The organism is Phycicoccus sp. Soil802 (genome assembly GCF_001429605.1).
Classification (GTDB): Bacteria; Actinomycetota; Actinomycetes; order Actinomycetales; family Dermatophilaceae; genus Pedococcus.
Genome location: NZ_LMSS01000007.1, coordinates 84,404 through 106,246 on the forward strand (window position 1 = coordinate 84,404; position 21,843 = coordinate 106,246).

General features: G+C 70.4%; 20 protein-coding genes. 6 read left to right on the forward strand and 14 right to left on the reverse strand.

All coding sequences use genetic code 11. From position 1 onward, the window contains the following. Nucleotides 1–18: 18 nt before the first annotated feature. Together ASG91_RS17325 and ASG91_RS17330 are read right to left on the reverse strand one after the other, a co-directional pair. A complete protein-coding gene (locus tag ASG91_RS17325; RefSeq protein ID WP_056923912.1) occupies nucleotides 19–264 on the reverse strand; it encodes a hypothetical protein in 246 nt (81 codons plus the stop codon). Nucleotides 265–367: 103 nt separating this feature from the next. After that, nucleotides 368–1,165, reverse strand: coding sequence for a TIGR00730 family Rossman fold protein (locus tag ASG91_RS17330; RefSeq protein ID WP_082592688.1), 798 nt, complete (start codon nucleotides 1,163–1,165; stop codon nucleotides 368–370). A 64-nt stretch (nucleotides 1,166–1,229) separates the two neighbouring features. Between ASG91_RS17330 and ASG91_RS17335 the strand changes: the two genes are divergently transcribed. Further along, complete coding sequence (locus tag ASG91_RS17335; protein ID WP_200961351.1) at nucleotides 1,230–2,582, forward strand: serine hydrolase; 1,353 nt, start codon at nucleotides 1,230–1,232, stop codon at nucleotides 2,580–2,582. 81 nt (nucleotides 2,583–2,663) lie between these two features. Here ASG91_RS17335 and dapE read toward each other — a convergent pair whose 3' ends face one another. After that, nucleotides 2,664–3,755: a succinyl-diaminopimelate desuccinylase gene (gene dapE, locus ASG91_RS17340; RefSeq protein ID WP_056923913.1), complete on the reverse strand. Its 1,092-nt coding sequence runs from the start codon at nucleotides 3,753–3,755 to the stop codon at nucleotides 2,664–2,666. An 87-nt stretch (nucleotides 3,756–3,842) separates the two neighbouring features. On the opposite strand from dapE, the gene dapD reads away from it, so the two are divergent. From dapD to ASG91_RS17355, 3 genes are all read left to right on the forward strand, one after another. Beyond that, nucleotides 3,843–4,775 carry a 2,3,4,5-tetrahydropyridine-2,6-dicarboxylate N-succinyltransferase gene (dapD, locus tag ASG91_RS17345; protein ID WP_056923914.1) on the forward strand — a complete coding sequence of 311 codons (933 nt, stop codon included), beginning with the start codon at nucleotides 3,843–3,845 and terminating at the stop codon, nucleotides 4,773–4,775. Next, the gene (locus tag ASG91_RS17350) at nucleotides 4,762–5,652 is read left to right on the forward strand and encodes a hypothetical protein (protein ID WP_082594286.1); all 891 of its coding nucleotides are present in this window, start codon (nucleotides 4,762–4,764) and stop codon (nucleotides 5,650–5,652) included. The genes dapD and ASG91_RS17350 overlap by 14 nt, the downstream gene beginning before the upstream one ends. Nucleotides 5,653–5,777: 125 nt before the next feature. Beyond that, nucleotides 5,778–6,548, forward strand: a complete 771-nt coding sequence (locus tag ASG91_RS17355) for a DUF559 domain-containing protein (RefSeq protein WP_056923915.1) — start codon at nucleotides 5,778–5,780, stop codon at nucleotides 6,546–6,548. 66 nt (nucleotides 6,549–6,614) lie between these two features. On the opposite strand, the gene ASG91_RS17360 is transcribed toward ASG91_RS17355, so the two are convergent. From ASG91_RS17360 to fdxA, 3 genes are all read right to left on the reverse strand, one after another. Further along, nucleotides 6,615–7,910, reverse strand: a complete 1,296-nt coding sequence (locus ASG91_RS17360; RefSeq protein WP_056923916.1) for a citrate synthase — start codon at nucleotides 7,908–7,910, stop codon at nucleotides 6,615–6,617. Between the two features lie 111 nt (nucleotides 7,911–8,021). Continuing rightward, entirely contained in the window at nucleotides 8,022–9,182 is a 1,161-nt protein-coding gene (gene dapC, locus ASG91_RS17365; RefSeq protein WP_157606413.1) for a succinyldiaminopimelate transaminase, read from the reverse strand. A 5-nt stretch (nucleotides 9,183–9,187) separates the two neighbouring features. Beyond that, a complete protein-coding gene (fdxA, locus tag ASG91_RS17370; protein ID WP_056924243.1) occupies nucleotides 9,188–9,514 on the reverse strand; it encodes a ferredoxin in 327 nt (108 codons plus the stop codon). Nucleotides 9,515–9,535: 21 nt separating this feature from the next. Here fdxA and ASG91_RS17375 point away from each other — a divergent pair, with 21 nt between their 5' ends. After that, complete coding sequence (locus ASG91_RS17375; RefSeq protein ID WP_157582172.1) at nucleotides 9,536–10,570, forward strand: GNAT family N-acetyltransferase; 1,035 nt, start codon at nucleotides 9,536–9,538, stop codon at nucleotides 10,568–10,570. An 81-nt stretch (nucleotides 10,571–10,651) separates the two neighbouring features. Then, entirely contained in the window at nucleotides 10,652–11,065 is a 414-nt protein-coding gene (locus ASG91_RS17380) for a VOC family protein (protein WP_056923919.1), read from the forward strand. A gap of 71 nt (nucleotides 11,066–11,136) precedes the next feature. On the opposite strand, the gene ASG91_RS17385 is transcribed toward ASG91_RS17380, so the two are convergent. The 8 genes from ASG91_RS17385 to ASG91_RS17420 form a co-directional block, all read right to left on the reverse strand. Beyond that, on the reverse strand, nucleotides 11,137–12,324 hold the full coding sequence (locus ASG91_RS17385) for a hypothetical protein (RefSeq protein WP_056923920.1): 1,188 nt from the start codon (nucleotides 12,322–12,324) through the stop codon (nucleotides 11,137–11,139). Between the two features lie 470 nt (nucleotides 12,325–12,794). Beyond that, nucleotides 12,795–13,979, reverse strand: a complete 1,185-nt coding sequence (locus ASG91_RS17390; protein WP_157606414.1) for a hypothetical protein — start codon at nucleotides 13,977–13,979, stop codon at nucleotides 12,795–12,797. 443 nt (nucleotides 13,980–14,422) lie between these two features. Beyond that, on the reverse strand, nucleotides 14,423–16,102 hold the full coding sequence (locus tag ASG91_RS17395; RefSeq protein ID WP_056923922.1) for a VanW family protein: 1,680 nt from the start codon (nucleotides 16,100–16,102) through the stop codon (nucleotides 14,423–14,425). A 13-nt stretch (nucleotides 16,103–16,115) separates the two neighbouring features. Continuing rightward, on the reverse strand, nucleotides 16,116–16,679 hold the full coding sequence (locus tag ASG91_RS17400; RefSeq protein ID WP_369820388.1) for a flavin reductase family protein: 564 nt from the start codon (nucleotides 16,677–16,679) through the stop codon (nucleotides 16,116–16,118). Then, on the reverse strand, nucleotides 16,676–17,578 hold the full coding sequence (gene mshB, locus ASG91_RS17405; protein ID WP_056923923.1) for an N-acetyl-1-D-myo-inositol-2-amino-2-deoxy-alpha-D-glucopyranoside deacetylase: 903 nt from the start codon (nucleotides 17,576–17,578) through the stop codon (nucleotides 16,676–16,678). The genes ASG91_RS17400 and mshB overlap by 4 nt, the downstream gene beginning before the upstream one ends. Nucleotides 17,579–17,582: 4 nt before the next feature. After that, nucleotides 17,583–19,277 carry an ABC transporter substrate-binding protein gene (locus tag ASG91_RS17410; protein WP_056923924.1) on the reverse strand — a complete coding sequence of 565 codons (1,695 nt, stop codon included), beginning with the start codon at nucleotides 19,275–19,277 and terminating at the stop codon, nucleotides 17,583–17,585. 54 nt (nucleotides 19,278–19,331) lie between these two features. Beyond that, complete coding sequence (gene typA, locus ASG91_RS17415) at nucleotides 19,332–21,215, reverse strand: translational GTPase TypA (RefSeq protein ID WP_056924245.1); 1,884 nt, start codon at nucleotides 21,213–21,215, stop codon at nucleotides 19,332–19,334. Between the two features lie 185 nt (nucleotides 21,216–21,400). After that, a complete protein-coding gene (locus ASG91_RS17420) occupies nucleotides 21,401–21,841 on the reverse strand; it encodes a (deoxy)nucleoside triphosphate pyrophosphohydrolase (protein ID WP_056923925.1) in 441 nt (146 codons plus the stop codon). Nucleotides 21,842–21,843 lie beyond the last annotated feature (2 nt).

Below are 21,843 nucleotides of genomic sequence, written 5' to 3' on the forward strand. Positions count from 1 at the left end.
TTGCTGACGACGACCTAGTCAGCCCGCCGTACCGAGGTCACGGACGTCGTCGTCGGACTGGCTGATCGCGGTGCGCGTCAGCATCTCGACGAACTGGGGGACGTCCTCGGGGGCGAGGCGCAGGGTGGCCCGGCACACGGTGTCCTGCCAGATCGACAGGACCACCCGACCGGCCTCCGGGTGACCGGAGATGCGCAGCGTGCGACCAGCGACGTCCCGACCGACGATGACGTCACCATGACGCGGCAGCGGCGAGATGGTCACGGACCCATCATCGGCTGAGCGGACCGGTCCCGTCCATCCCCCGATCTCCGAGTCGTGGGCGTGAGGACGCGCCAGGGCGGGCCCGGACGCACGACTCGGGGGTCTACTCGGGGCGCTTCGGTGCGACGTCGTCGTCGGCCTCGGTCACGAGCCGGACCGCCTCGTCCACGTCGTCGGTGAGGTGGAGCAGGTCGACGTCCTTGGGGCTGACGGTGCCGGCCTCGAGGACGGTGCCGCGCAGCCAGTCGAAGAGGCCGCCCCAGTACTCGGTGCCCATCAGCACGATCGGGAACGACGTGACCTTCTGGGTCTGCACCAGCGTCACCGCCTCGAACAGCTCGTCCAGCGTCCCGAAGCCACCGGGCAGGACGATGAACCCTTGCGCGTACTTCACGAACATCGTCTTGCGGGCGAAGAAGTAGCGGAAGTTCACCCCGAGGTTCACGTGTTCGTTGAGTCCCTGCTCGAACGGCAGCTCGATGCCGAGGCCGACCGACGCGCCCCCGGCGTCACGGGCACCTTTGTTGGCCGCCTCCATGGCGCCGGGCCCGCCACCGGTGATCACGGCATACCCCTGCTCCACGAGGCGACGCCCCACCTGGGTGGCCAGCTCGTAGAAGGGGGTGCCGGGCTTGGTGCGTGCCGACCCGAAGACGCTCACGGCGGGCCCGAGCTCGGCCAGCGCCCCGAAGCCCTCGACGAACTCGCTCTGGATCCGCATGACGCGCCACGGGTCGGCGTGCACCCAGTCGGTCGGGCCGCGGCTGTCGAGGAGCCGCTGGTCGGTGGTCGTCCCCGGCACCCGCGAACCACGCAGGGTCACCGGACCCGTGTGGTAGTCGAACCCGGGATAGTCGTCGTCGCGCTCGGTGGCGCCGGAGGTCTGGGTCTCGTCGGTCACGGAGCCAACCTACGCGAGCGGCGCGGGCCCGCCTGCGCGGACCGTGGTCGCTAGGGTCGATGGCGTGGACACCACCTTGCAGGACACCACCATCCGACGGCTGCGCGACATCGCCATCGACCGCCAGCGCACCGGTCGGGTGCCCGGCCTCGCGGCAGCCGTCGTCCGCCACGGCGAGCTCCTGTGGTCCGACGGGGTCGGCACCGTCGACGTGGCCACCCCCCGCGTGCCCGGCCCGGACGACCAGTTCCTCGTCGCCTCGAACACCAAGACCTTCACGGCCGTGCTCGTGATGGCGCTGCGGGACGAGGGTCGGCTCGACCTCGACGACACCCTCGACCAGCACCTGCCCGAGGTGAAGCACCGGGCGACCGTGCGTCAGGCCCTCTCCCACGCGACCGGCCTGGCCCGCGAACCACTGGGGGACGTCTGGGAGACCCTCGACCAGCCCGACGCCGCGACCCTCGTGCGCGACTTCAACTCGATCGAGCGCGTCGGTCGGCCGCACGACCACTGGCACTACTCCAACGTCGTGTATGCCGTGTTGGGCCAGCTCGTGGAGCGCCTCGACGGCCGCGCCTGGGAGGAGTCGCTGAAGGCGCGGATCCTCGACCCCCTGGGCATGACCCGCACCACCGTGGGCTTCGACGACGGACCCCGGGCGACCGGCTACCACGTGCAGCCGTTCCACGACGTGCCCCGCGTCGAGCCCGTGGTCGACCTGCGGGCGATGGGTCCGTGCGGTGCCCTGGCCAGCACCGTCACCGACCTCGCGAAGTGGTCGGGCTTCGTGGCCGACCCCGACTCCGCCGTCCTCTCGCCCGACACCCTCGAGGAGATGTGCCAACCGCAGCTGATGGTCGACCCGGACGACTGGGGCGGTGCGATGGGACTGGGCTTCTTCCTGATGCGCTCGCCCGGCAAGCGGACCTGGGTCGGGCACACCGGAGGGATGCCGGGCCAGGTGACCGGGCTGTTCACGCACCGCGAGAGCGGCACCGGCGGGATCGTCCTGATGAACAGCTCGTCCTCTCCCGACCCTGCTGCCTTCGCGATCGCCCTCGGTGAGCACGTCCTTGAGCACGACCCGGCGGAGGCCGAGCCGTGGCGGCCGGGCACCTCCGTGCCAGACGACCTGGCTCCCCTGCTGGGCCGGTGGTTCTCCGAGGGGTCGGGCTACACCTTCTCGGTCCGCGAGGGCCGGCTCGAGGCGCGGGCCGACAACGCACCAGCAGACCGCGCTCCGTCGGTCTTCGAGCGCATCGACGACAGCACGTTCCGTACCGTCTCGGGTCGCGAACGCGGTGAGACGCTGCGGGTCACCTACGACGCCGACGGCGCGGTGGCGAAGCTGAACTGGGCGACCTACCTCGTCAGCCGGGCGCCGCTGGGGTTCGGCGAGCCGCTGGACGGGTGACGCCGCGCCGGGGCCGGCCCCGGCGGCATACTCCTCGCGCCTGGGCGGCGCCGCATCAGCGCCGCATCAGGCGCCGCGGCGTCAGGCGAGCCAGCGCAGCAGCGCGGCCTCGGCCGACTCGAGCTGACCCACCGGCACCCGCTCGTCGTCGTGGTGGGCGAGGTTGGGGTCACCCGGCCCGAAGTTCACGGCGGCGATCCCCATCTCGGAGAACCGCGCCACGTCGGTCCAGCCCTCCTTGGCGATGACCGGCACCGCGAGCGCGTCGACGAAGGCCTTGGCTGCTGGCAGGTCGAGGCCGGGGCGGGCGCCGGGAGCGTTGTCGAGGCAGAGCACCTCGTAGCCCTCGAACAGGTCCTTCACGTGGACCAGGGCCTCGTCGGCGGACTTGTCGGGGGCGTAGCGGTAGTTGACCGTGATGACGCACTCGTCGGGGATGACGTTGCCGGCGATGCCGCCGCGAATGCCGGTGGCGTTCATGGCCTCGTGGTAGTCGAGCCCGTCGACGGTCACGGTCGAGGTCTCGTAGGCGGTCAACCGGGTCAGCACCGCGGTCGCGTCGTGGATGGCGTTGCGGCCGTTCCACGGACGGGCCGAGTGGGCGGCGACACCCTTGACCGTCACGTCGACGCGCAGGGTGCCCTTGCAGCCGCCCTCGACCTGGCTGGCCGTCGGCTCCAGCAGCACCGCGAAGTCGGCGTCCTCGATCAGCTCAGGGCGCTGCTGCTGCACGTGGAGCAGGCCGTTGAACTGGCTGTCGATCTCCTCGCCCTCGTAGAACACGAAGGTGAGGTCGCGACTCGGCTCGGCGACCAGGGCCGCCTTGAGCTGGACCGCCACGCCACCCTTCATGTCGACGGTGCCCCGGCCCACCAGGTCGTCGCCGTCCCGCCGGGTGGGCAGGTTGGCGGGCGCCTTGGTGAGCGGGACCGTGTCGATGTGGCCCGCGAGGACGACCCGTTCGTCGCGACCGAGCTCGGTGCGGGCGACCAGGGTGTTGCCGATCCGCGTCACGGCCAGGTGTCCGAGTGGGGCGAGCGCCGCCTCGATGGCGTCGCACACGGCCGCCTCGTCGCGGCTCACTGACTCGATGTCGCACAAGGCCGCCGTGAGGGTGACGATGTCCGCGGACAGGTCGAGGGCAGGAGTCGCGGTGGTCGTGGGGTTCGCCATGCCGCCACCATATCCACCGTGCGCGAGCGCGCCGACCGGCAGTCGGACCTGGCTCGGGCACCCGACCGCGTCTCGTAGGCTTGACCCATGAGCAGCGCACGCACGGCCTGGGGCCACGGACTCGCGACGATCCACGACAGCGGCGCCGTCCTCGACACCTGGTACCCACAGCCCGTCCTCGGCGACCGGCCGGCAGACGCCGCGGCTCCGGCCGAGCTCGACGCGCTGGTCGGCAAGGATGACGTGCGCAAGGTCCGACGCGAGGTGGTCACGACCGAGATCGACCTCGACGCCGCCCCCGTCGACGCGGCCGACGCCTACCTGCGCCTGCACCTGCTCTCCCACACCCTCGTCGCCCCCAACACCATCAACCTCGACGGCCTGTTCGGCGTGCTGGTCAACGTCGTCTGGACCACCCAGGGGCCGTGCGCGGTCGACGGTTTCGAGCTCACCCGGGCCGGTCTGCAGGCCAGGGGGGCGGTGCAGGTCCTGGGCGTCGACAAGTTCCCGCGGATGGTCGACTACGTGGTGCCCGCCGGCGTGCGGATCGGCGACGCCGACCGCGTCCGCCTTGGCGCCCACCTCGCCCCCGGGACGACCGTCATGCACGAGGGCTTCGTCAACTTCAACGCCGGCACCCTCGGACACTCCATGGTCGAGGGTCGGATCAGCCAGGGCGTCGTGGTCGGCGACGGCTCCGACATCGGCGGAGGGGCCTCCACGATGGGCACCCTGTCGGGTGGCGGCACCGCCCGCGTGAGCATCGGCGAGCGCTGCCTGCTCGGGGCCGAGTCCGGCCTGGGCATCGCCCTCGGCGACGACTGCGTGGTCGAGGCCGGCCTCTACCTCACGGCCGGCACCAAGGTCACTCTCACGGACGGCCGGGTGGTCAAGGCCCGCGAGCTCTCCGGCCAGTCCAACCTGCTCTTCCTGCGCAACTCGGTCACCGGCACCGTGGAGGCGCGCGCACGTGACGGTCACGGCATCGTCCTGAACTCGGCCCTGCATGCCAACGACTAAGCGCGGCGGCGTCGTCCTCTCGGAGCAGCGTCCCCCTTCGCGGACCCGCAAGCTCGTCACCCGTCTGGTGCTCCTGCTGTTCGTCGCCGGTCTCGCGGTCGCCGGCGTGGTCGGCGCCCGCGGGCTCGTGACCAACTTCGGCAGCCCGCGCTGCCAGGCGACCGCCGCCGGTGCGAGCGTCGACTTCGACCCCAGCCAGACGGCATACGCGGCGACGATCGAGGCGGTCGCCGAGAAACGGGGGCTGCCCGCGCGCGCCGCCACCATCGCGATCGCGACGGCGATCCAGGAGTCCAAGCTGCGCAACCTCAAGTACGGCGACCGCGACTCCGTCGGGCTGTTCCAGCAGCGGCCGAGCCAGGGCTGGGGCACGGTCGACCAGATCCTCGACCCGGTCTACGCCACCAACAAGTTCTACGACGCGCTGGTGAAGGTCGACGGCTACGAGCACATGCGGATCACCGAGATCGCGCAGGAGGTGCAGAAGAGCGCCTACCCCGAGGCGTACGCCGACCACGAGACCGAGGGCCGGCTGCTCGCCTCGACCCTCAGTGGCCACTCCCCCGAGGGCATGGGCTGCCGGCTCGACGACGCCACGTCCGGCGACCCCGCGGCGCTGAAGTCCGCGCTGTCGAAGGAGCTGGGCGTCAAGGCCACGGTGAGCGGTCGCACCCTGACCGTCGCGGCCGGCTCCCAGCGCGCGGCGTGGAGTGCCGGTGCGTATGCCGTGGCGAAGGCCTCGGTGCACGGCGCCACGTCGGTGCAGGTCGGGACGCGGGAATGGACCCGGACGCGCAACTCCTCCGGCTGGGAGTGGCACGACGCGAAGAAGCAGCGCGGCACGGCCAACACCGTGACCGTCACCTTCGCCCCCTGACCCCTGACCCCGCGCGCCTGGGGAGTGAGCGCCAACCAACTCTCCGGACCACCCCGAGAGTTGGTTGGCGCTCACTCGCCTGCCGCCGGCTCCGCTCGGGCGACCTGCACCGACCGACCAAGGGCGTGCGGTCCCACCGCGGGGCGACCACCCTCGACGACCTGGCGGCCGACCTGGCACTGGCCCTCCCGCCGCCTTGGGCGTGGTCGCACCTCACCGCTGCCCGGCTCTTCCGGCTCCCGCTCCCCTCGGAGTGGACCGGGGCAGAGCCGCTGCACGTGCTGCGCCCCACCGAGTGCGCCCAGGTCCGCAGGCCCGGTCTGGTCGGACACCGGGGACTCGAGCACCGCCAGACACTGACACTGCGCGGGCACCCGACGACAACCGCCGTATGGACGTGGTCCGATCTGGCGAGCCTGCCGGAGCTCTCCGTGACTGACCTCGTCATCGCGGGAGACGCGCTCGCGACTCGCGACTCGGCTCTGTTGGAGCAGCTGGTCGCCATGGGTCGCGCGGGCGGGTCTCGTCGTGGGTCCCGAAAGCTCCGGGCCGCTGCGGAGCTGTTGCGGTCCGGGAGCGGATCACCGATGGAGACGCGGGCGCGGCTGGCGTTCCTCGCTGCCGGGCTCCCCGAGCCCGAGCTCAACGCGACCGTCCACGGACCTGACGGTCACTTCCTGGCACGGGTCGACTTCCTCTGGCGTGCGGCGGGCGTCGTGGTCGAGTACGAGGGCGACCAGCACCGGACGGACCGACGGCAGTGGCAGAACGACATCGCCCGGGTCCGCCTCCTCGAGGAGAGCGGGCTGCGGGTCATCCGGGTCACCAGCCTCGACCTGTTCGACGCGAGCCGGCTGCGGGTCCTCGTCGCGATGCTGAGGGGACTTCTCACGTGAGTGAGCGCCAACCCACTCTCACGACGTGCCGGAGAGTCGGTTGGCGCTCACTGGGCGCGGGGTGGGTCAGCGCGTGGTCATGGCGACGTAGTCGCGTTCGGTGGCACCGGTGTAGATCTGGCGCGGACGGCCGATCTTGGTCTGCGGGTCCTCGATCATCTCGCGCCACTGGGCGATCCAGCCGGGCAGCCGGCCGAGCGCGAAGAGCACGGTGAACATCCGCTCGGGGAAGCCCATCGACTTGTAGATGAGGCCGGTGTAGAAGTCGACGTTCGGGTAGAGCTTGCGCTCCACGAAGTAGTCGTCCTCCAGCGCCCGCTGCTCGAGCTGCATCGCGATGTCGAGCAGGGGGTCGGAGACGCCGTCCTTGGTGAGGATCTTGTCGGCCGTCTTCTTGATGATGGCGGCGCGCGGGTCGTAGTTCTTGTAGACCCGGTGGCCGAAGCCCATCAGCTTGACCCCGTCCTCCTTGTTCTTGACCTTCTTCACGAAGGTGTCGACGTCGCCGCCGTCCTGGTGGATCGTGTTGAGCATCTCCAGGACTGCCTGGTTGGCGCCACCGTGCAGCGGCCCGAACAGAGCGTTGATGCCGGCCGAGACCGACGCGAACAGGTTGGCGTTGGACGAGCCCACCAGCCGTACCGTCGACGTCGAGCAGTTCTGCTCGTGGTCGGCGTGCAGGATGAGGAGCAGGTCGAGCGCCTTGACCATGTCCTCGTCCATGTCGTACGGCTCGGCCGGGAAGCCGAACGTCATGCGCAGGAAGTTCTCCGGCACGGACAGGGAGTTGTCGGGGTAGAGGAACGGCTGCCCGACCGACTTCTTGTAGGCGTAGGCCGCGATGGTCGGCAGCTTGGCCAGCAGGCGAACCGTGGAGATCTCCACCTGCTCCTTGTCGAACGGGTCGAGACTGTCCTGGTAGAAGGTCGAGAGCGCGGACACCGCGGATGACAGCACCGGCATCGGGTGGGCGTCGCGGGGGAAACCGCCGAAGAAGGCCTTGAGGTCCTCGTGCAGCAGCGTGTGGCGCCGGATCTTCTGGTCGAAGTCGTCGAGCTGGGCCTGGGTGGGCAGCTCGCCGTAGATGAGGAGGTAGGAGACCTCGCTGAAGGTCGACTTCTCGGCGAGCTGCTCGATCGGGTAGCCGCGGTAGCGCAGGATCCCCTCGTCGCCGTCGATGTAGGTGATGGCGCTGCTGCACGATGCGGTGTTGACGAACCCGCTGTCGAGCGTGACGTTGCCGGTCTCCTTGAGGAGCTTGGAGACGTCGTAGCCGTTGTTGCCCTCGGCAGCCTTGACCAGGGGGAGGTCGAGGGTCTTGCCCCCGGCCGTCAGGGTGGCGCCACCAGTTGCGTCAGTCATGCGAAATCCATCCTCCAACGTGATGCGGGCGCCCGGATCCGTGTCCCACCGGGCGCTTCCCGCGCACTGCGACGCTACCCCACCACCACGGGCCTCAGGGAATCGACCCGACTAGCCCGCGAGACGCTCGGCCGCTGCGGCGATGCGCTCGTCGGTGGCGGTGAGGGCGATCCGCACGTGCTCACGACCGGCTTCGCCGTAGAAGCTGCCGGGTGCCACGAGTATGCCGCGCGCGGCCATCGCGTCGACGGTCGCCCAGGCGTCCTCGCCCCGCGTCGCCCAGAGGTAGAGGCCCGCGTCGGAGTGGTCGACCCGCATCCCGAAGCCCTCGACGGCGGCCCGCAGCGTGGCGCGCCGCGCGGCATACCTGGCCTTCTGCTCGGCCACGTGGACGTCGTCACCGAGGGCGACCGTGAGGGCCTGCTGCACCGGCCACGGCACGATCATCCCGGCGTGCTTGCGGACCTCGAGCAGCCGTCGCACGAGGGCCACGTCGCCGGCGATGAACGCGGCCCGGTAGCCAGCGAGGTTGGACTGCTTGCTCAGCGAGTAGACGGCGAGCAGGTTGTCGTGGCTACCGCCGCAGACCCGCGGGTCGAGGATGCTCGGCGTGGTCGGCGAGGAGCCGTCGCGCTCGCCATCCGGTCGCCAGTCGAGCTCGGCGTAGCACTCGTCGCTGGCCACGACGACGCCGTGCTGGCGCGCCCAGGCGACCACCTTGGCGAGGTGGTCGATGCCGAGCACCCGCCCGGTCGGGTTGCTCGGGCTGTTGAGCCACAGCAGCTTGGGCGTCGTGGCGGTAGTCAGCGGGCCCAGCGCAGCGAGGCCGTCGACCACCTGCGGCCGGGCCCCCGCGAGGCGGGCACCCACGTCGTAGGTCGGGTAGGCCACTCCGGGGAAACCGACGATGTCGCCCTCCCCCAGCCCCAGGAGGGTCGGCAGCCACGCGACGAGCTCCTTCGAGCCCACCGTCGGCATGACCCCGTCGGGGTCGAGGTCCGGCACTCCGCGGCGGCGGGCGAACCAGGTCGCCACCGCCTCGCGGAGCGGGGGCGTGCCGTAGGTCTGCGGGTACCCCGGCGCGTCAGCGGCAGCCCGCAGCGCCTCCTGCACGACCTGGGGCGTGGGGTCGACGGGGGTGCCGACCGACAGGTCGACGATGCCGCCACCGGGCTCGCCGGACGAGCCGGGCACACCGACAGCGAGACTCGCCCGCTCCTTGTACGGAGCGAGCGAGTCCCAGGGAAAGTCAGGCAGAGCGCGCGGGCTCACACCGCTCACTCGTCGTGGACCTGCGGCGGCAGGTCGGCGATCAGCGGGTGGTCCTTCGGGATCAGGCCGAGCTTGGCCGCACCGCCCGGGCTGCCGAGGTCGTCGAAGAACTCGACGTTCGCCTTGTAGTAGTCGGCCCACTGCTCGGGGGTGTCGTCCTCGTAGTAGATCGCCTCGACCGGGCAGACCGGCTCACACGCACCGCAGTCGACGCACTCGTCGGGGTGGATGTAGAGGGACCGCTCACCTTCGTAGATGCAGTCGACCGGACATTCCTCGATGCAGGCCTTGTCCTTGAGGTCCACACAAGGCTGGGCGATCACGTACGTCATGCCGCACATACTATGCGGCTCATGTCGGCCGACGTCAGCAACCTCCCCCTCGGGTCCCGAGTCGTGGTCAGGTGGCGGCTGGCGGCCCCCGATCCGGCGACCGGCGCGACCCTGACCGACGCCGTCGGCACGCTCCTCGCGCGCGACGCCGAGACCGTCCGCGTCGAGACGTCCCGCGGCGTGGTGACGATCGAGCGCGCGCGGGTCACGGCCGCCAAGGAGGTGCCGCCGAAGCCGTCGCGGCGGGGCGCGGCCCACCTCGCGCTGACGATCGAGGACCTGCAGCGGGTGATGACGCCCGCCTGGGGCGCGGTCGAGCGGGCGGCCGTCGGCGACTGGGCGCTGCGCGCCTCCGCCGGCTACACCCAGCGTGGCAACTCCGTGGTGCCCGTCGGCAGCCCCGGCAAGCCCCTCGCCGACGCCGTCGCCGACGTCGAGGCCTGGTATGCCGCGCGCGGACTCCCAGCCAAGTTCGCCCTCGCCGGGCCCGAGGGTTTCGACCCCGCCGACGACCCGTTGGGCACGCTCCTGCTCGGCCGGGGCTACGTCGTCGGCAGCCGCACACTGAACCTCACGGCCGCCCGCGAGACCATCGCGGCGGCCGATCCTGGCGGCCCGGCGGTGACCATCGGCAGCGAGCTGACCCCACAGTGGCTGGAGGCCTACCGGCTCACCCGCGCCACCGTGCCGGGCGCCACCGAGGCGGTCCTCCGGGACAGCCCGCGAGTGGTCTTCGCCAGCATCACGCCCGGCGGAGGCCTGTCGCAGCAGCTCGGTCTGCGCGCGGCCGATGCCGCAGGCACGACGCCGATCGCGTTGGCACGCCTGGGGATCGGCGCGGGCTGGGCCGGCCTCGGTGCGGTCTGGACGGACCCGGCATACCGAGGTCGCGGACTGGCCGCGCACCTCACCGCAGCCCTCGCAGCGCACCTGCGCCAGGAGGACATCGCCCTCATCCACCTCCAGGTGGAGCACGACAACGACACCGCGATCCGCCTCTACCGGCGGCTCGGCTTCGACGTGCACTCGTCGTACGCGTACCTCACCCAGGGCTGAGGACCCGAGGCGTCGGTCCCCGGTCCCGGGCGCCGGAAAACCTGCTGGCGCGCAGCCTGCCGAACCGGCCAGAGTGACGCCATGACCTCACGCATCTCGCACACCAGCATCGACTCCCGCAACGCCTACGAGCAGTCGATCTGGTGGTGTGGCGTGCTCGGCTTCTCCGAGGACCCTCGCGACCCCAACCTCCCGGGTCACGAGGAGTGCATGATCTTCTCGCCGGACGGGCGCCAGCGGGTGCTCTTCATCGAGGTGCCGGAGGGCAAGTCGGTCAAGAACCGCGTGCACTTCGACCTCTGGCCGACCGACCGCACCATGAACGAGGAGGTCGAGCGGCTGTTCGAGGCCGGCGCCACGCTCGTCCACGACCTGCGCGACCAGCACGGGCCCGGCACCGGCTGGGTCACGCTGGCCGACCCCGAGGGCAACGAGTTCTGCGTGCTGCGCAGCGAGTCCGAACGACCGGACCCCTACGCCCACCTCGTGAGGTAGTCGCAGGGGGTCCGGACTGTCCGGCGGCGCCGACCGGTGGCGGCCGGAGGAGCGGCCGGGTGTGGCTGCGGTCAGGCTGCCGAGACCGACGCGTCGGGTACGAGCGTCCCACCGGTGCGTGACACCCGAGGCTTGCCGGTCCAGTTGCCACCCATGCCCATGACCAGGTTGACGTAGGCGGTGCCGCCGGACACCGAGACGACCGGGACCGACTCGGGAGTGGCGCTGGCGCGGTTGGTCCAGGTGTTCGTCAGCAGGGCGGTGCCGCCCTGGACCATGATCAGGCCGGTGTCCCTCTGGTCGGTGAAGTCCGACGGACGGGCCATGCCGAAGTTGAGCTTGGTGTTGGTGAACGACACACCGCCACCCTTGACGACGATGAGGGCACCCATGGCCGGGTCGCCCGCGTTCTGGCCCTCGACGACGCAGTCGGAGAAGTCGAGACCACCCTGCTGGGAGTCCGGGCCCTCGACGAGGATCGCGCGGGACCCGCCACGCGCCGTGAGGTAGAGGTGGCGGACCGCGGTCTTGGACAGGTTGGAGAAGCGCATCAGGTAGCGGCCACCGTTGGCGCCCTGCCACCCGTAGTTCATGTCACCGGCGACCCACAGGAAGTTGTCGGAGCCCCGCAGCGAGAACTGCGTGTCCTGGACCGCGACACAGGTCCACGAGCCGCGCGTGGTGACCAGCGTCATCGAGAACGGGTCTGCGGGGGTGCCCAAGACGTGCTTGAAACCGTAGAACGAGAGCGTGTCCAGCGTGGTGGCGTAGGACGTGCCCGCGCTGTACGGGTGGTGGTAGAACTGCGTCACCGCGTTCGAGGACTTGAACGTGATGCCCGCGACCATGACGTTGTAGGTGGTCTGGGTACCCACGAGCCAGGAGCTCGCGCCGTTGCCGCAGTTGAGGGTCACGTTGCACTGCGGGAGCGCTCCGGCCGTGTTGGCGATCTCGGGGTTCTGCCACCCGACGTTCGGGCCGAGGATGCGCAGGCCGGAGAACGTGGTGCGGGTCTGGCTGAACGTGTGGCTGCGGGGAGATAGCCGGATCGGTCGACGCGGGCTCGAGTTCCGAGCCAGGTCGAGCGCTGCGGTGAGCTTCTGGTCGTCGGTGCCGCTGAACGAGTCGAGGAGGATGTCGTCCTCGCCCGACGCCGTGGCCGCCGACGCCGAGGCCGTTCCGTTCAGGACGGCGGCCCCCGTCGTGACGACTGCGGCAGCGCCGAGGCGCTTGAGGATGGTTCTGCGGGGGGTGGGCATGCTTCTCCTTCGGCCCCGGGGGGAGGGGGCTCTGGCTACGGGGGTGGCTCGCCGAGGGACGGCCCAGCGAGCACCGACCAGCACCAGTCACGCCATGCGGCGTCACTGGTCACTGAAGGCGGTGGCGTCCTCGAGGACGCGCTTCCGACGGCCACCTCCCTGCAGGAGGCTCCGGACACCGGTCCAGCGGTGCGGATTCCCACACGCGGATCGATGAGGCAGGAGACTACGCAACGGCACGGCGCCCGCGAAATCGCGTCCACGGTGGATGTGCCGAAAATCAGGACATTCGGGACACCACAACCCCCGGCCACGTGACGGATCGCCGACGGTGCCAAGCGACGGACAACCCGCTGACCAGCGACGTCACGACCCGCTACGTCCGACACGCCCGCAACGTCGGAAGCCCGACAATGGTGGGGAACGCGGGGCCGTCGCCGTCGCTGGCCCATGCCTTGGCCGAGCCGCTGCTAGCCGGTCCTGAGTGACTGGTCCGCGACGAGGGTCCCACCGGAGGCCTTGGCCAGAGGCTTGGTCGCCCAACCGGAGCCGCACCCGATGACGGTGCTCACGTAGGCGGTGCCGCCGCGGACGTCGACGACCGGGACGGTCTCAGCGACCTGCGTCGACGTGCCGGGCTTGTTCGCCTTGTTGACCCAGACGTTGGCGATGAGCGCGGTCCCGCCGAGCACCATGATGTAGGCGGTGTCGGCCTGGTCGGTGAAGTCCGACGGTCGCGCCATGCCGAAGTTGAGCTTGATGTTGGTGAAGGACGCCTGCCCCTTCGTAACGATCAGCGCGCCCATCGCCTGGTCGTTGGCGTTCTGGCCCTCGATCACGCAATCGCTGAAGTCCAGACCGCCTTGGGCGGTCGCCTCGACGAGGACGGCTCTGGAGCCGCCGCGGGCCGTGAGGTAGAGGTGCTTGACAGCGGTCTTCGACAGGTTGCTGAAGCGCATGAGGTACCGACCCTGGTTGGCGCCCTGCCAGCCGTAGTTCAGGTCGCCGGCGACCCACAGGAAGTTGTCGGACCCGCGCAGCGAGAACTGGGTGTCCTGGACCGCGACACAGGTCCACGAGCCGCGCGTGGTGACCAGCGTCATCGAGAAGGGGTCGGCCGGGGTGCCGAGGACGTGCTTGAAACCGTAGAACGACAGCGTGTCGAGCGTCGTGGCGAAGGACGTCCCGGCGCTGTAGGGGTGGTGGTAGAACTGCGTCACGGCGTTCGAGGACTTGAACGTGATGCCCGCGACCATGACGTCGTAGGTGGTCGCGGCCCCGACGAGCCACGAATTGGCACCGTTGCCGCAGTTGAGGGTCACGGTGCACTGCGGGAGCGCGCCGGCGGTGTTGGCGATCTCGGGGTTCTGCCACCCGACATTGGGACCGAGGATCCGCAGCCCCGAGAACGTGGTGCGGGTCTGGCTGAACGTGTAGCTGTGTGCGGACAGGCGAATGGGCCGGCGCGGGTTCGAGTTCCGCGCCAGGTCGAGTGCAGCGGTGAGCTTCTGGTCGTCGGTGCCGGTGAACGAGTCGAGCTGGATCTCCTCGTCGCCCACGGCCGCCGACGCAGTCGTCCTCCCTGCAACTGCGACCCCCGTCGTGACGACGGCGGCTGCGCCGAGGCGCTTGAGGACTGTTCTGCGTGTGGACATCAGGTTCTCCTTCGGCCCCGAGGGGGCACTGGGTACAGCAAAGGGTTCGCTGGCGCGCGCAGAAGCGGCGACAGACGATGTCGATCCTCACCAGGTACAACCCCGAGGGTGTACTGATCGCTCGGAGTCTGGGAGCGTCGCGACGGCGGCATTTCCAGGCGGCCGTCCCCCTGCAGGAGGTTCCGGAGCACCGTCAGGCGTGTGGCGTTCCACACGCAGATCGACGTTGCCGACAGTAGCCGTACGCAACTAAGGAGTCGAACCATCCCTTGTGTGGCACAACCCGTCAAACTCCGGGCAAATCAGACATTTGGGGATAGCTCACGTGGCGGATGACCGACGAGACGTTCATGACGAATGTCCCTGACCTGCCACGACACCCGCACCTGCGGGTCGTTTAGCCCTCGGCGGAGGGCCGCCACCCCCCGACGACCCCGAACGGGTCAGTTGGCCTTCGGATGGGTGCAGGTGACCTTGTCTTCGGGGATGTAGTGCGTGGTGAAGGTGGATGACCGGATCGTCTTGCCGGCCTTCTTGAAGATCCGCGTCACCGTGACGTCGAAGCCGGTGCTCGGGGACTGGGTCACGCACCCGGGCTTGTCGTCCACGATGGTCTTCGGCTGCACGACGTTGCGCCGCGGGCTCTTGACGCTCTCGATGTCCCACACCTTGGTGCCGTGGAACGTCACCGTCACGGACCCGTTGGAGACGAAGGCCTGGATGAGGATCCCGTAGCCAGTGTCGTTGGTCCACTTCTGGTCGACGTCGGGCCAGGAGATCGTCGCCTCGCGACCCTCGGGGTAGCGCGAGATGTAGAAGCTGTGCGCGAGGTACTCGTCGATCCGGACGCCGGAGAAGAACGCGGCGTTGAACGTCGTCGTCGACAGCTGCGAGATGCCGCCGCCGTAGTCGGTCGTGAGGCGACCGTTGTTGATCACCGGGGCGGGGTTGTAGCCCTTGGCCGCGGTGCGCTGGCCGAGCACCTTGTTGAGGCTGAACTGCTCGCCCGGGCCGACGTAGGTGCCGTTGAGGGTGCGCGCCGCGATGGTGATGTTCTCGGTGCGCGGCGGGTTGTACGGGAAGTACGTGGTGAAGGTCGAGACCACCTCGCGCGGCTTGATCTTCTCGGCCTCGGCCGTGGTCAGCTTGGGCTGCAGCACCGCAGTGGTGACGGTCGCGGTGCGGGTCGACGAGGTCAGGGCAGGGACGAAGGTCGACACCACCGATTTCTCATCGAGGGTCGCTCCGGCTGCGGACGGCACCACGACCGGCGTGGTCCCCCTGAAGGTGATCTTGGCGTCACGGGGCTTCGCCTCGAGTCCCGCAGCGGAGGCCGACTTCCGCACTGCCGCAACGAGTTTGGCGTTGTCGATGGCAGGAGCGAGCTTGCCGGCCGGGTCAGGCCTCATCGCCAGGGCAGGCGCGAAGGCCGCTGGCGGCACGGCGAAGGTCCTTGCCCCCACCTTGACCGTGACCGGCGCGGACACCGCGGGCGAGGCGAACTCTGCGACCGCACGGTCCACCTCCTGGGCGCTGACCGCGGGGGCGACCCGGTCGACCTGCGGCGTGATCGGCGTGGTGCTCGGCCACCGGGCCGCGACCTCGTCGGCGGTCTTCTCCAACGACAGGGTCGCCCCCTCGACCGGCTCGACGACCTTGACCTTGCCGGCCGGGAAGGTCACCGATCCCTGGACGACCTTCGTGTCGAGGGTGGCCTCCGCGCCCCGGAGCGCGGCGAGCAGCTTGTCGCGGTCGACGCTGATCTCGAGCTTCTCGGCGGACCCGCCGGACAGGTTGTTCCAGACGTCGGCGGGGTTGAGGCTGAACCCGGAGAGCCCGTCGACGGTGCCCGCGTAGTCGATCGCCAGACCAGCCACCTTCGGGTCGAGCTGGAAGGTCTTGTCGCCTGCCTGCAGCGTGACCTTGGCGCCCTCCCGCGAGGCGAGTGCGCGGCGCAGGGTGTCCTCGGCGGACTTCGGAGCCATGCCTCCCACGGGCACCCCGGCGACGGTGGAGTTGGAGGGGATGTGACGTCCCAGGAACCACGCCATGCCGAGGTAGCCGGCCAGCAGCACCGCGACGGCGATGCCGAGGCGCAGCCCAGCCGAACCGCTGTCCTTCACGGGCGGACTCCCATCACTTCAGCGCCTGGTATCGGCTTCGGTAGTACACCAGCGCATCTGCGGGGTGCTCGGTGCTCGCCAGCGAGACTACTTCGCCGACCACGATGCTGTGGTCACCGGCGGGGTGAACTGCCGTCGTCCGCACCTCGAGGGTGGCCAGTGCGTCGTCGAGGAGGGCGACTCCGGTCGCGCCCCCGCGGTGGTGGGCGATGCGGTCCAGCTGCCCGTGCAGCGGCCGTCCCTGCGTGGAGAGCCACTGGGCGACCGGTCGCTGGTCGGCGCCGAGCACGCTGACGCCCCAGACGCCCGAGTCGACGATCGCGTCGTGGAACCGCGCGTCGACCTCGACACAGACCAGCACCAGCAGCGGGTCGATCGAGACCGACGTCAGCGCGTTGGCCGTCATGGCGTGGTCGTGCCCGGCGCTGAAGGTGGTCAGCACCGTGACGCCGGTGGCGAACCGGCCCATCGCCAGGCGGAACTGGTCGCCGTCCACGGGCGGGAGCGGTGTCCCCGGTGCCACGGCACCTGGGACGTCGTCGGCACCCACCGGGAGCGCCGCGTCGGCGGGACTCATCGGTCACCGCGCAGGAGATCGGTATGCCGCCTGCTCGCCTGCGTGTCGGGCGGTGCGAGCCGGCCGGTGGTCGGGTCGAGGCGGGAGAAGCCCTCGCGCCCCGGGATCCGGGCGGCGATGTCGTTGGAGAGCGCGTAGACGTCCCCGGACTCCGCCACGGTCACCTGCGTGACGTGTTCGCGCAGGGCCGCGGCCTGCACGGGCACCAGCTCCGGGCTGACCACCTCGTGCGTCACCAGGTCGTCGGCCACGACCGACGGTGGGTAGTCACCGTCCGGGTCGGGGAGCTCCCAGCCGGTGCCGGTCGGCGGGTGCTCGGCGAGCCACACGCGGTCCTCGCGCGCCCACGACTCCGGCACCAGCACGGCATACAGCTCCGGGCGCTGCTCGGGGGGCAGGGAGGCGACCGCCGCGCAGGTGACGCGGTGGGTCTGGACGTGGTCCGGGTGGCAGTAGCCACCGTGCTCGTCATAGGTGACCACGATGGCCGGTCGCACGCGCCGGACGACGTCGGCGACCAGGGCCGCAGCTTCGTCGACGTCGGCGTTCACGAAGGCGTCGGGGTTGGCCGCGCTGGGGGTGCCCGCCATGCCGGAGTCGCGGTAGCGCGACAGGGCACCCTCGGCGAGATCCGCCCCGAGCACCTCGTGGGTGGCACCGAGGACGGCCATCGCAGCCCGCAGCTCCTCGAGGCGGTGGGCGCCCAGGACGTCGTCGTGGGCCGCGTCGAGGTGCCGCAGCTCGGGCGGGATGACCTCGCCCTCCTCCCCCAGGGTGCACGTGAGCACGTGCACGCGGTGACCGTCGCGCACGTAGCGGGCCATGGTCAGGCCCGCGGTCAGGGTCTCGTCGTCCGGGTGGGCATGGACGAACAACAGGCTCTCGGGCTGGGCGCTCACGTCGCTATTCCACACCCAGGGTCGCGAGGTCGACGAACCCGCCCAGTGCCTCGTTGGCCGACAGACCCGTCACCGAGCTGCCCGCCACGAACAGGGACCTGCGCTGGGCCAGCGCCACGAACACCCCACGCTCGGCCAGCGAGGCGTCGAGTCGGCTCCAGGCATCGGCGCGGGTGGTCGCGTCGGACAGCGTGCCGATGCGGGTGATCTCGGCGTTGACCGCGGGGTCGGCGAAACCACCGAAGTCGCGACCCTTGCCGCTGTCGGACAGGTTGAGGCGGCTGTCGAACAACGGGGGGATGACGGTCGAGGCCGACGGCCACGCCGGAGCCCAGTTCGCCCAGAAGACGTCGGTCTGCGCGGAGCGGGCCGGCTTGGACACCTCCGCGAAGTAGTCCTTCTCGATCGGCTGGAGGGAGACGGTGAAACCGGCCGACTCCCAGCCGTTGACCAGCGCGGCCATCGCCTTGTCGGCGGTCGGCGTCGAGCGGTAGGACACCCGGATCTGCACGGGCAGCGTCAGACCCGACTCCTGCAGCGCCGCCTTCGCTGCGCCGGCGTCGCCCGCGGGGCCCGCGCCCACCGGGTCGGAGTCGGTGTGCCCGGGCAGCGCCGCAGCGATGAGGGAGTAGGCCTCGGTGGCGGCGCTGGCCCCGCCCAGGGCGTTGACGTAACCCTCTCGGTTGGTGGCCAGAGCCAGGGCCTGGCGGACCTTGGCGTTGCGCATGACGCCCGTGCTGACGTTGGGCGCGAGGTAGTCGAGGAACTGCGCTGACGGGTTCACCGAACGGGTCTTGAGGGCTGCGTCGGTGAGGACGTGCTGCTGCATCGCCGGCGGCGCGGAGTCGAGCGTGACCGCTCGACGGTGGACGCCGGAGTCGTTGATGACCTGCTGCACGGCGGTCTGCGACTCGGTGCCCTCCACGTAGTCGATGGAGGTGGGCTTTGCCAGCCGGATCGGGTCAGAAGCCTTGTCCCACCGGGGATTTCGCTCGAAGGTGCCGCCCGCACTCGGGTTCCAGGCACCCTTGAGCTGGTAGGGGCCGTTGGAGAACACGGCATACGTGCCGTCCGGGCCCTTGTCCTGCGACTGCTTGACGGGCGCGAACACCGGCAGCGCGACGACCTGGTTGAAGTCGGCCATCGGCGTGCTGAGCCGGAACGTGACCGTCGTGCCTTCGCAGGACACCGCCTTGTCGAACTCCGCCTGGCCCTTGGTGTCCTTGACGAACGGCCCGGCGTAGAGGGACGACCCGTCGGCCTTGCGCGGGATGTCCAGGTAGGCCAGGGGGAAGTTCAGCCCCTCCGACGCGAACGGGTCGGCGAACGACCGCGAGACGCCGTAGCGCACGTCCTCGCAGGTGACCGGCGAACCGTCCTGCCAGCTCACCCCGTCACGCAGCGTGAAGGACCACCGCTTCAGCGTGGAGTCCACGGTGCCGGCGGTGGTGGCCAGGTCGCCCTCGACCGCTCGCTGCCGGGCGGCATCCGCGCCGGCGGGGAAGGCCGTGAGGGTGCGGGTGAACACCCGGCCCGCGAACGCGATGTCCTGGGGGGTCGAGATCCGTTGCGGGTCCCAGGTGGCCACCGGTCCCAGGGACAGGACCGTCAGCTGTCCGGCCGGGCCGGCCTCACTTGACCCGTCGCTCGCGACGCCGGTGCAGGCCGACACCGTGAGCGCAGCTGTCGCTGCGCCCACGGCGAGGACCGTGGTCCTCCGTGGTCGGCGGTCCTGCATCGAGGGCCGCACGCCTCAGGCGTTGCGCGCCCGGGCGGCGCTACGGGCGCGGACGGTCTGGTCGAGCTCGACCTTGCGGATGCGGACGGCCTCGGGCGTCACCTCGACGCACTCGTCCTCGCGGCAGAACTCGAGCGACTGCTCGAGGCTCAGCTTGCGCGGCGGCACGATCTTCTCGAAGTTGTCCGAGGAGGAGGCGCGCACGTTGGTGAGCTTCTTCTCCTTGGTGATGTTGACGTCCATGTCGTCGGCGCGGGAGTTCTCGCCGACGATCATGCCCTCGTAGACCTCGGTGGTCGGGTCGACGAACAGCGTCCCGCGCTCCTGGAGGTTGACCATCGCGTAGGCCGTGACCACACCGGTGCGGTCGGACACGAGCGAGCCGCTGGTGCGGGTCGTGATGGTGCCGAACCACGGCTCGTAGTCCTCGAACACGTGGTGGGCGATGCCGGTGCCGCGGGTCTCGGTGAGGAAGAGCGTGCGGAAGCCGATCAGGCCGCGGGACGGCACCAGGAACTCCATCCGGACCCAGCCGGTGCCGTGGTTGGTCATCTGCTCCATGCGGCCCTTGCGGGTGGCCAGGATCTGCGTGATCGCGCCGAGGAACTCCTCGGGCGTGTCGATCGTGAGGCGCTCGACCGGCTCGTGGGTCTTGCCGTCGACCTCGCGGGTGACCACCTGCGGCTTGCCGACGGTCAGCTCGTAGCCCTCGCGTCGCATCTGCTCGACGAGGATGGCCAGGGCGAGCTCACCTCGACCCTGCACCTCCCAGGCGTCGGGGCGCTCGGTGGGGAGGACGCGCAGCGAGACGTTGCCGATGAGCTCCTTGTCGAGGCGGTCCTTGACCATCCGCGCGGTGACCTTCGAGCCACGCACGCGACCCACCATGGGGCTGGTGTTGGTGCCGATGGTCATCGAGATGGCCGGCTCGTCGACGGTGATGACGGGCAGCGGGATGGGGTTCTCGGCGTCGGCGAGGGTCTCGCCGATCATGATCTCCGGGATACCGGCGATGGCGATGATGTCGCCGGGGCCGGCGGACTCGGCCGGCTTGCGCTCCAGCGCCTCGGTCATCAGCAGCTCGGTGATCTTGACCCGCTCGACGGTGCCGTCGACCTTGCACCACGCGACGTGCTGGCCCTTGCGGATCGTGCCGTTGTGCACGCGGAGCAGGGCCAGGCGGCCGAGGAAGTTGGAGGCGTCGAGGTTCGTGACGTGCGCCTGCAGCGGCGCCTCGTCGTCGTAGACCGGCGCGGGGATCGTCGAGAGGATCGTCTCGAAGAGCGCCTCGAGGTCCTCGGCGTCCGGCAGGCCGCCGTTCTCCGGGCGGTTCATCGACGCGCGGCCGTTCTTGGCCGAGGCGTAGACGATCGGGAACTCGATCTGGTGCTCGTCGGCGTCGAGGTCCATGAACAGCTCGTAGACCTCGTCGACGACCTCGGCGATGCGTGAGTCGGGACGGTCGACCTTGTTGATGCAGAGGACGACGGGCATCTTGGCGGCGAGCGCCTTGCGCAGCACGAACCGGGTCTGCGGGAGGGGGCCTTCCGACGCGTCCACGAGCAGCACGACGCCGTCGACCATCGACAGCCCGCGCTCGACCTCGCCACCGAAGTCGGCGTGGCCGGGGGTGTCGATGATGTTGATCGTCGCGCCATCGGGCAGGCCCGCCTCGGCGGCCGCCTTGCCGGCGTAGTGGATGGCGGTGTTCTTCGCGAGGATGGTGATCCCCTTCTCGCGCTCCAGGTCGCCGGAGTCCATCGCCCGCTCGTCGACGTGCTGGTGCTCGCCGAACGCACCGGCCTGCCAGAGCATCTTGTCGACCAGCGTGGTCTTTCCGTGGTCGACGTGGGCAACGATGGCGACATTGCGGATGTCACCGCGGGTCTTCATGGGCATGAGCACCATTGTCTCAGGCTTTCGAGCACGCCCTGACCACAGCGAGCGCACGCATCCGCACGCAAACCACCGAAGGTGAGGTATGCCGCGGGGCTGCCCCCGCGGCATACCTCACCTTTATCGGGTCTAGCAGGAAGGTTGACCTTCGCACCGGAAGCAAAGTCGAGTGAAGGTCAATGTTCCCCCTAGACCCGATAAAGATGGGGGGCGATCGCGTCGACGATGGGGAGGTCCGCAGGGAGCCACGGCACGGCATGGAGCTCGTCGACGGCCAGCCAGCGCAGCTCGTCGTGGTCCTCGATCGGTGCGGGCTCGCCGGCCGTGACCGTCGCGAACCACACGGCCATCGCCCACGACTCGCCGAGCGGCCACCGGCCACCCTCCAGCGGTCCGGGCACCCGCTCCCCCAGCGCCACCGCGACACCGAGCTCCTCGCGCAGCTCGCGGTGCAGCGCCTCCTCGGGCGTCTCGCCGGGATCGACCTTGCCGCCGGGGAACTCCCACCCACCCGCGAGCGCAGGCGGTTCGGTGCGCCGGGCGGCCAGCAGCCGCGTGGGGCGAGCCAGGTCGTCGACGACCGCGGCGCCCACGACCTCGCGGACCGGTCCTGCTGCCATTTCGGACATGT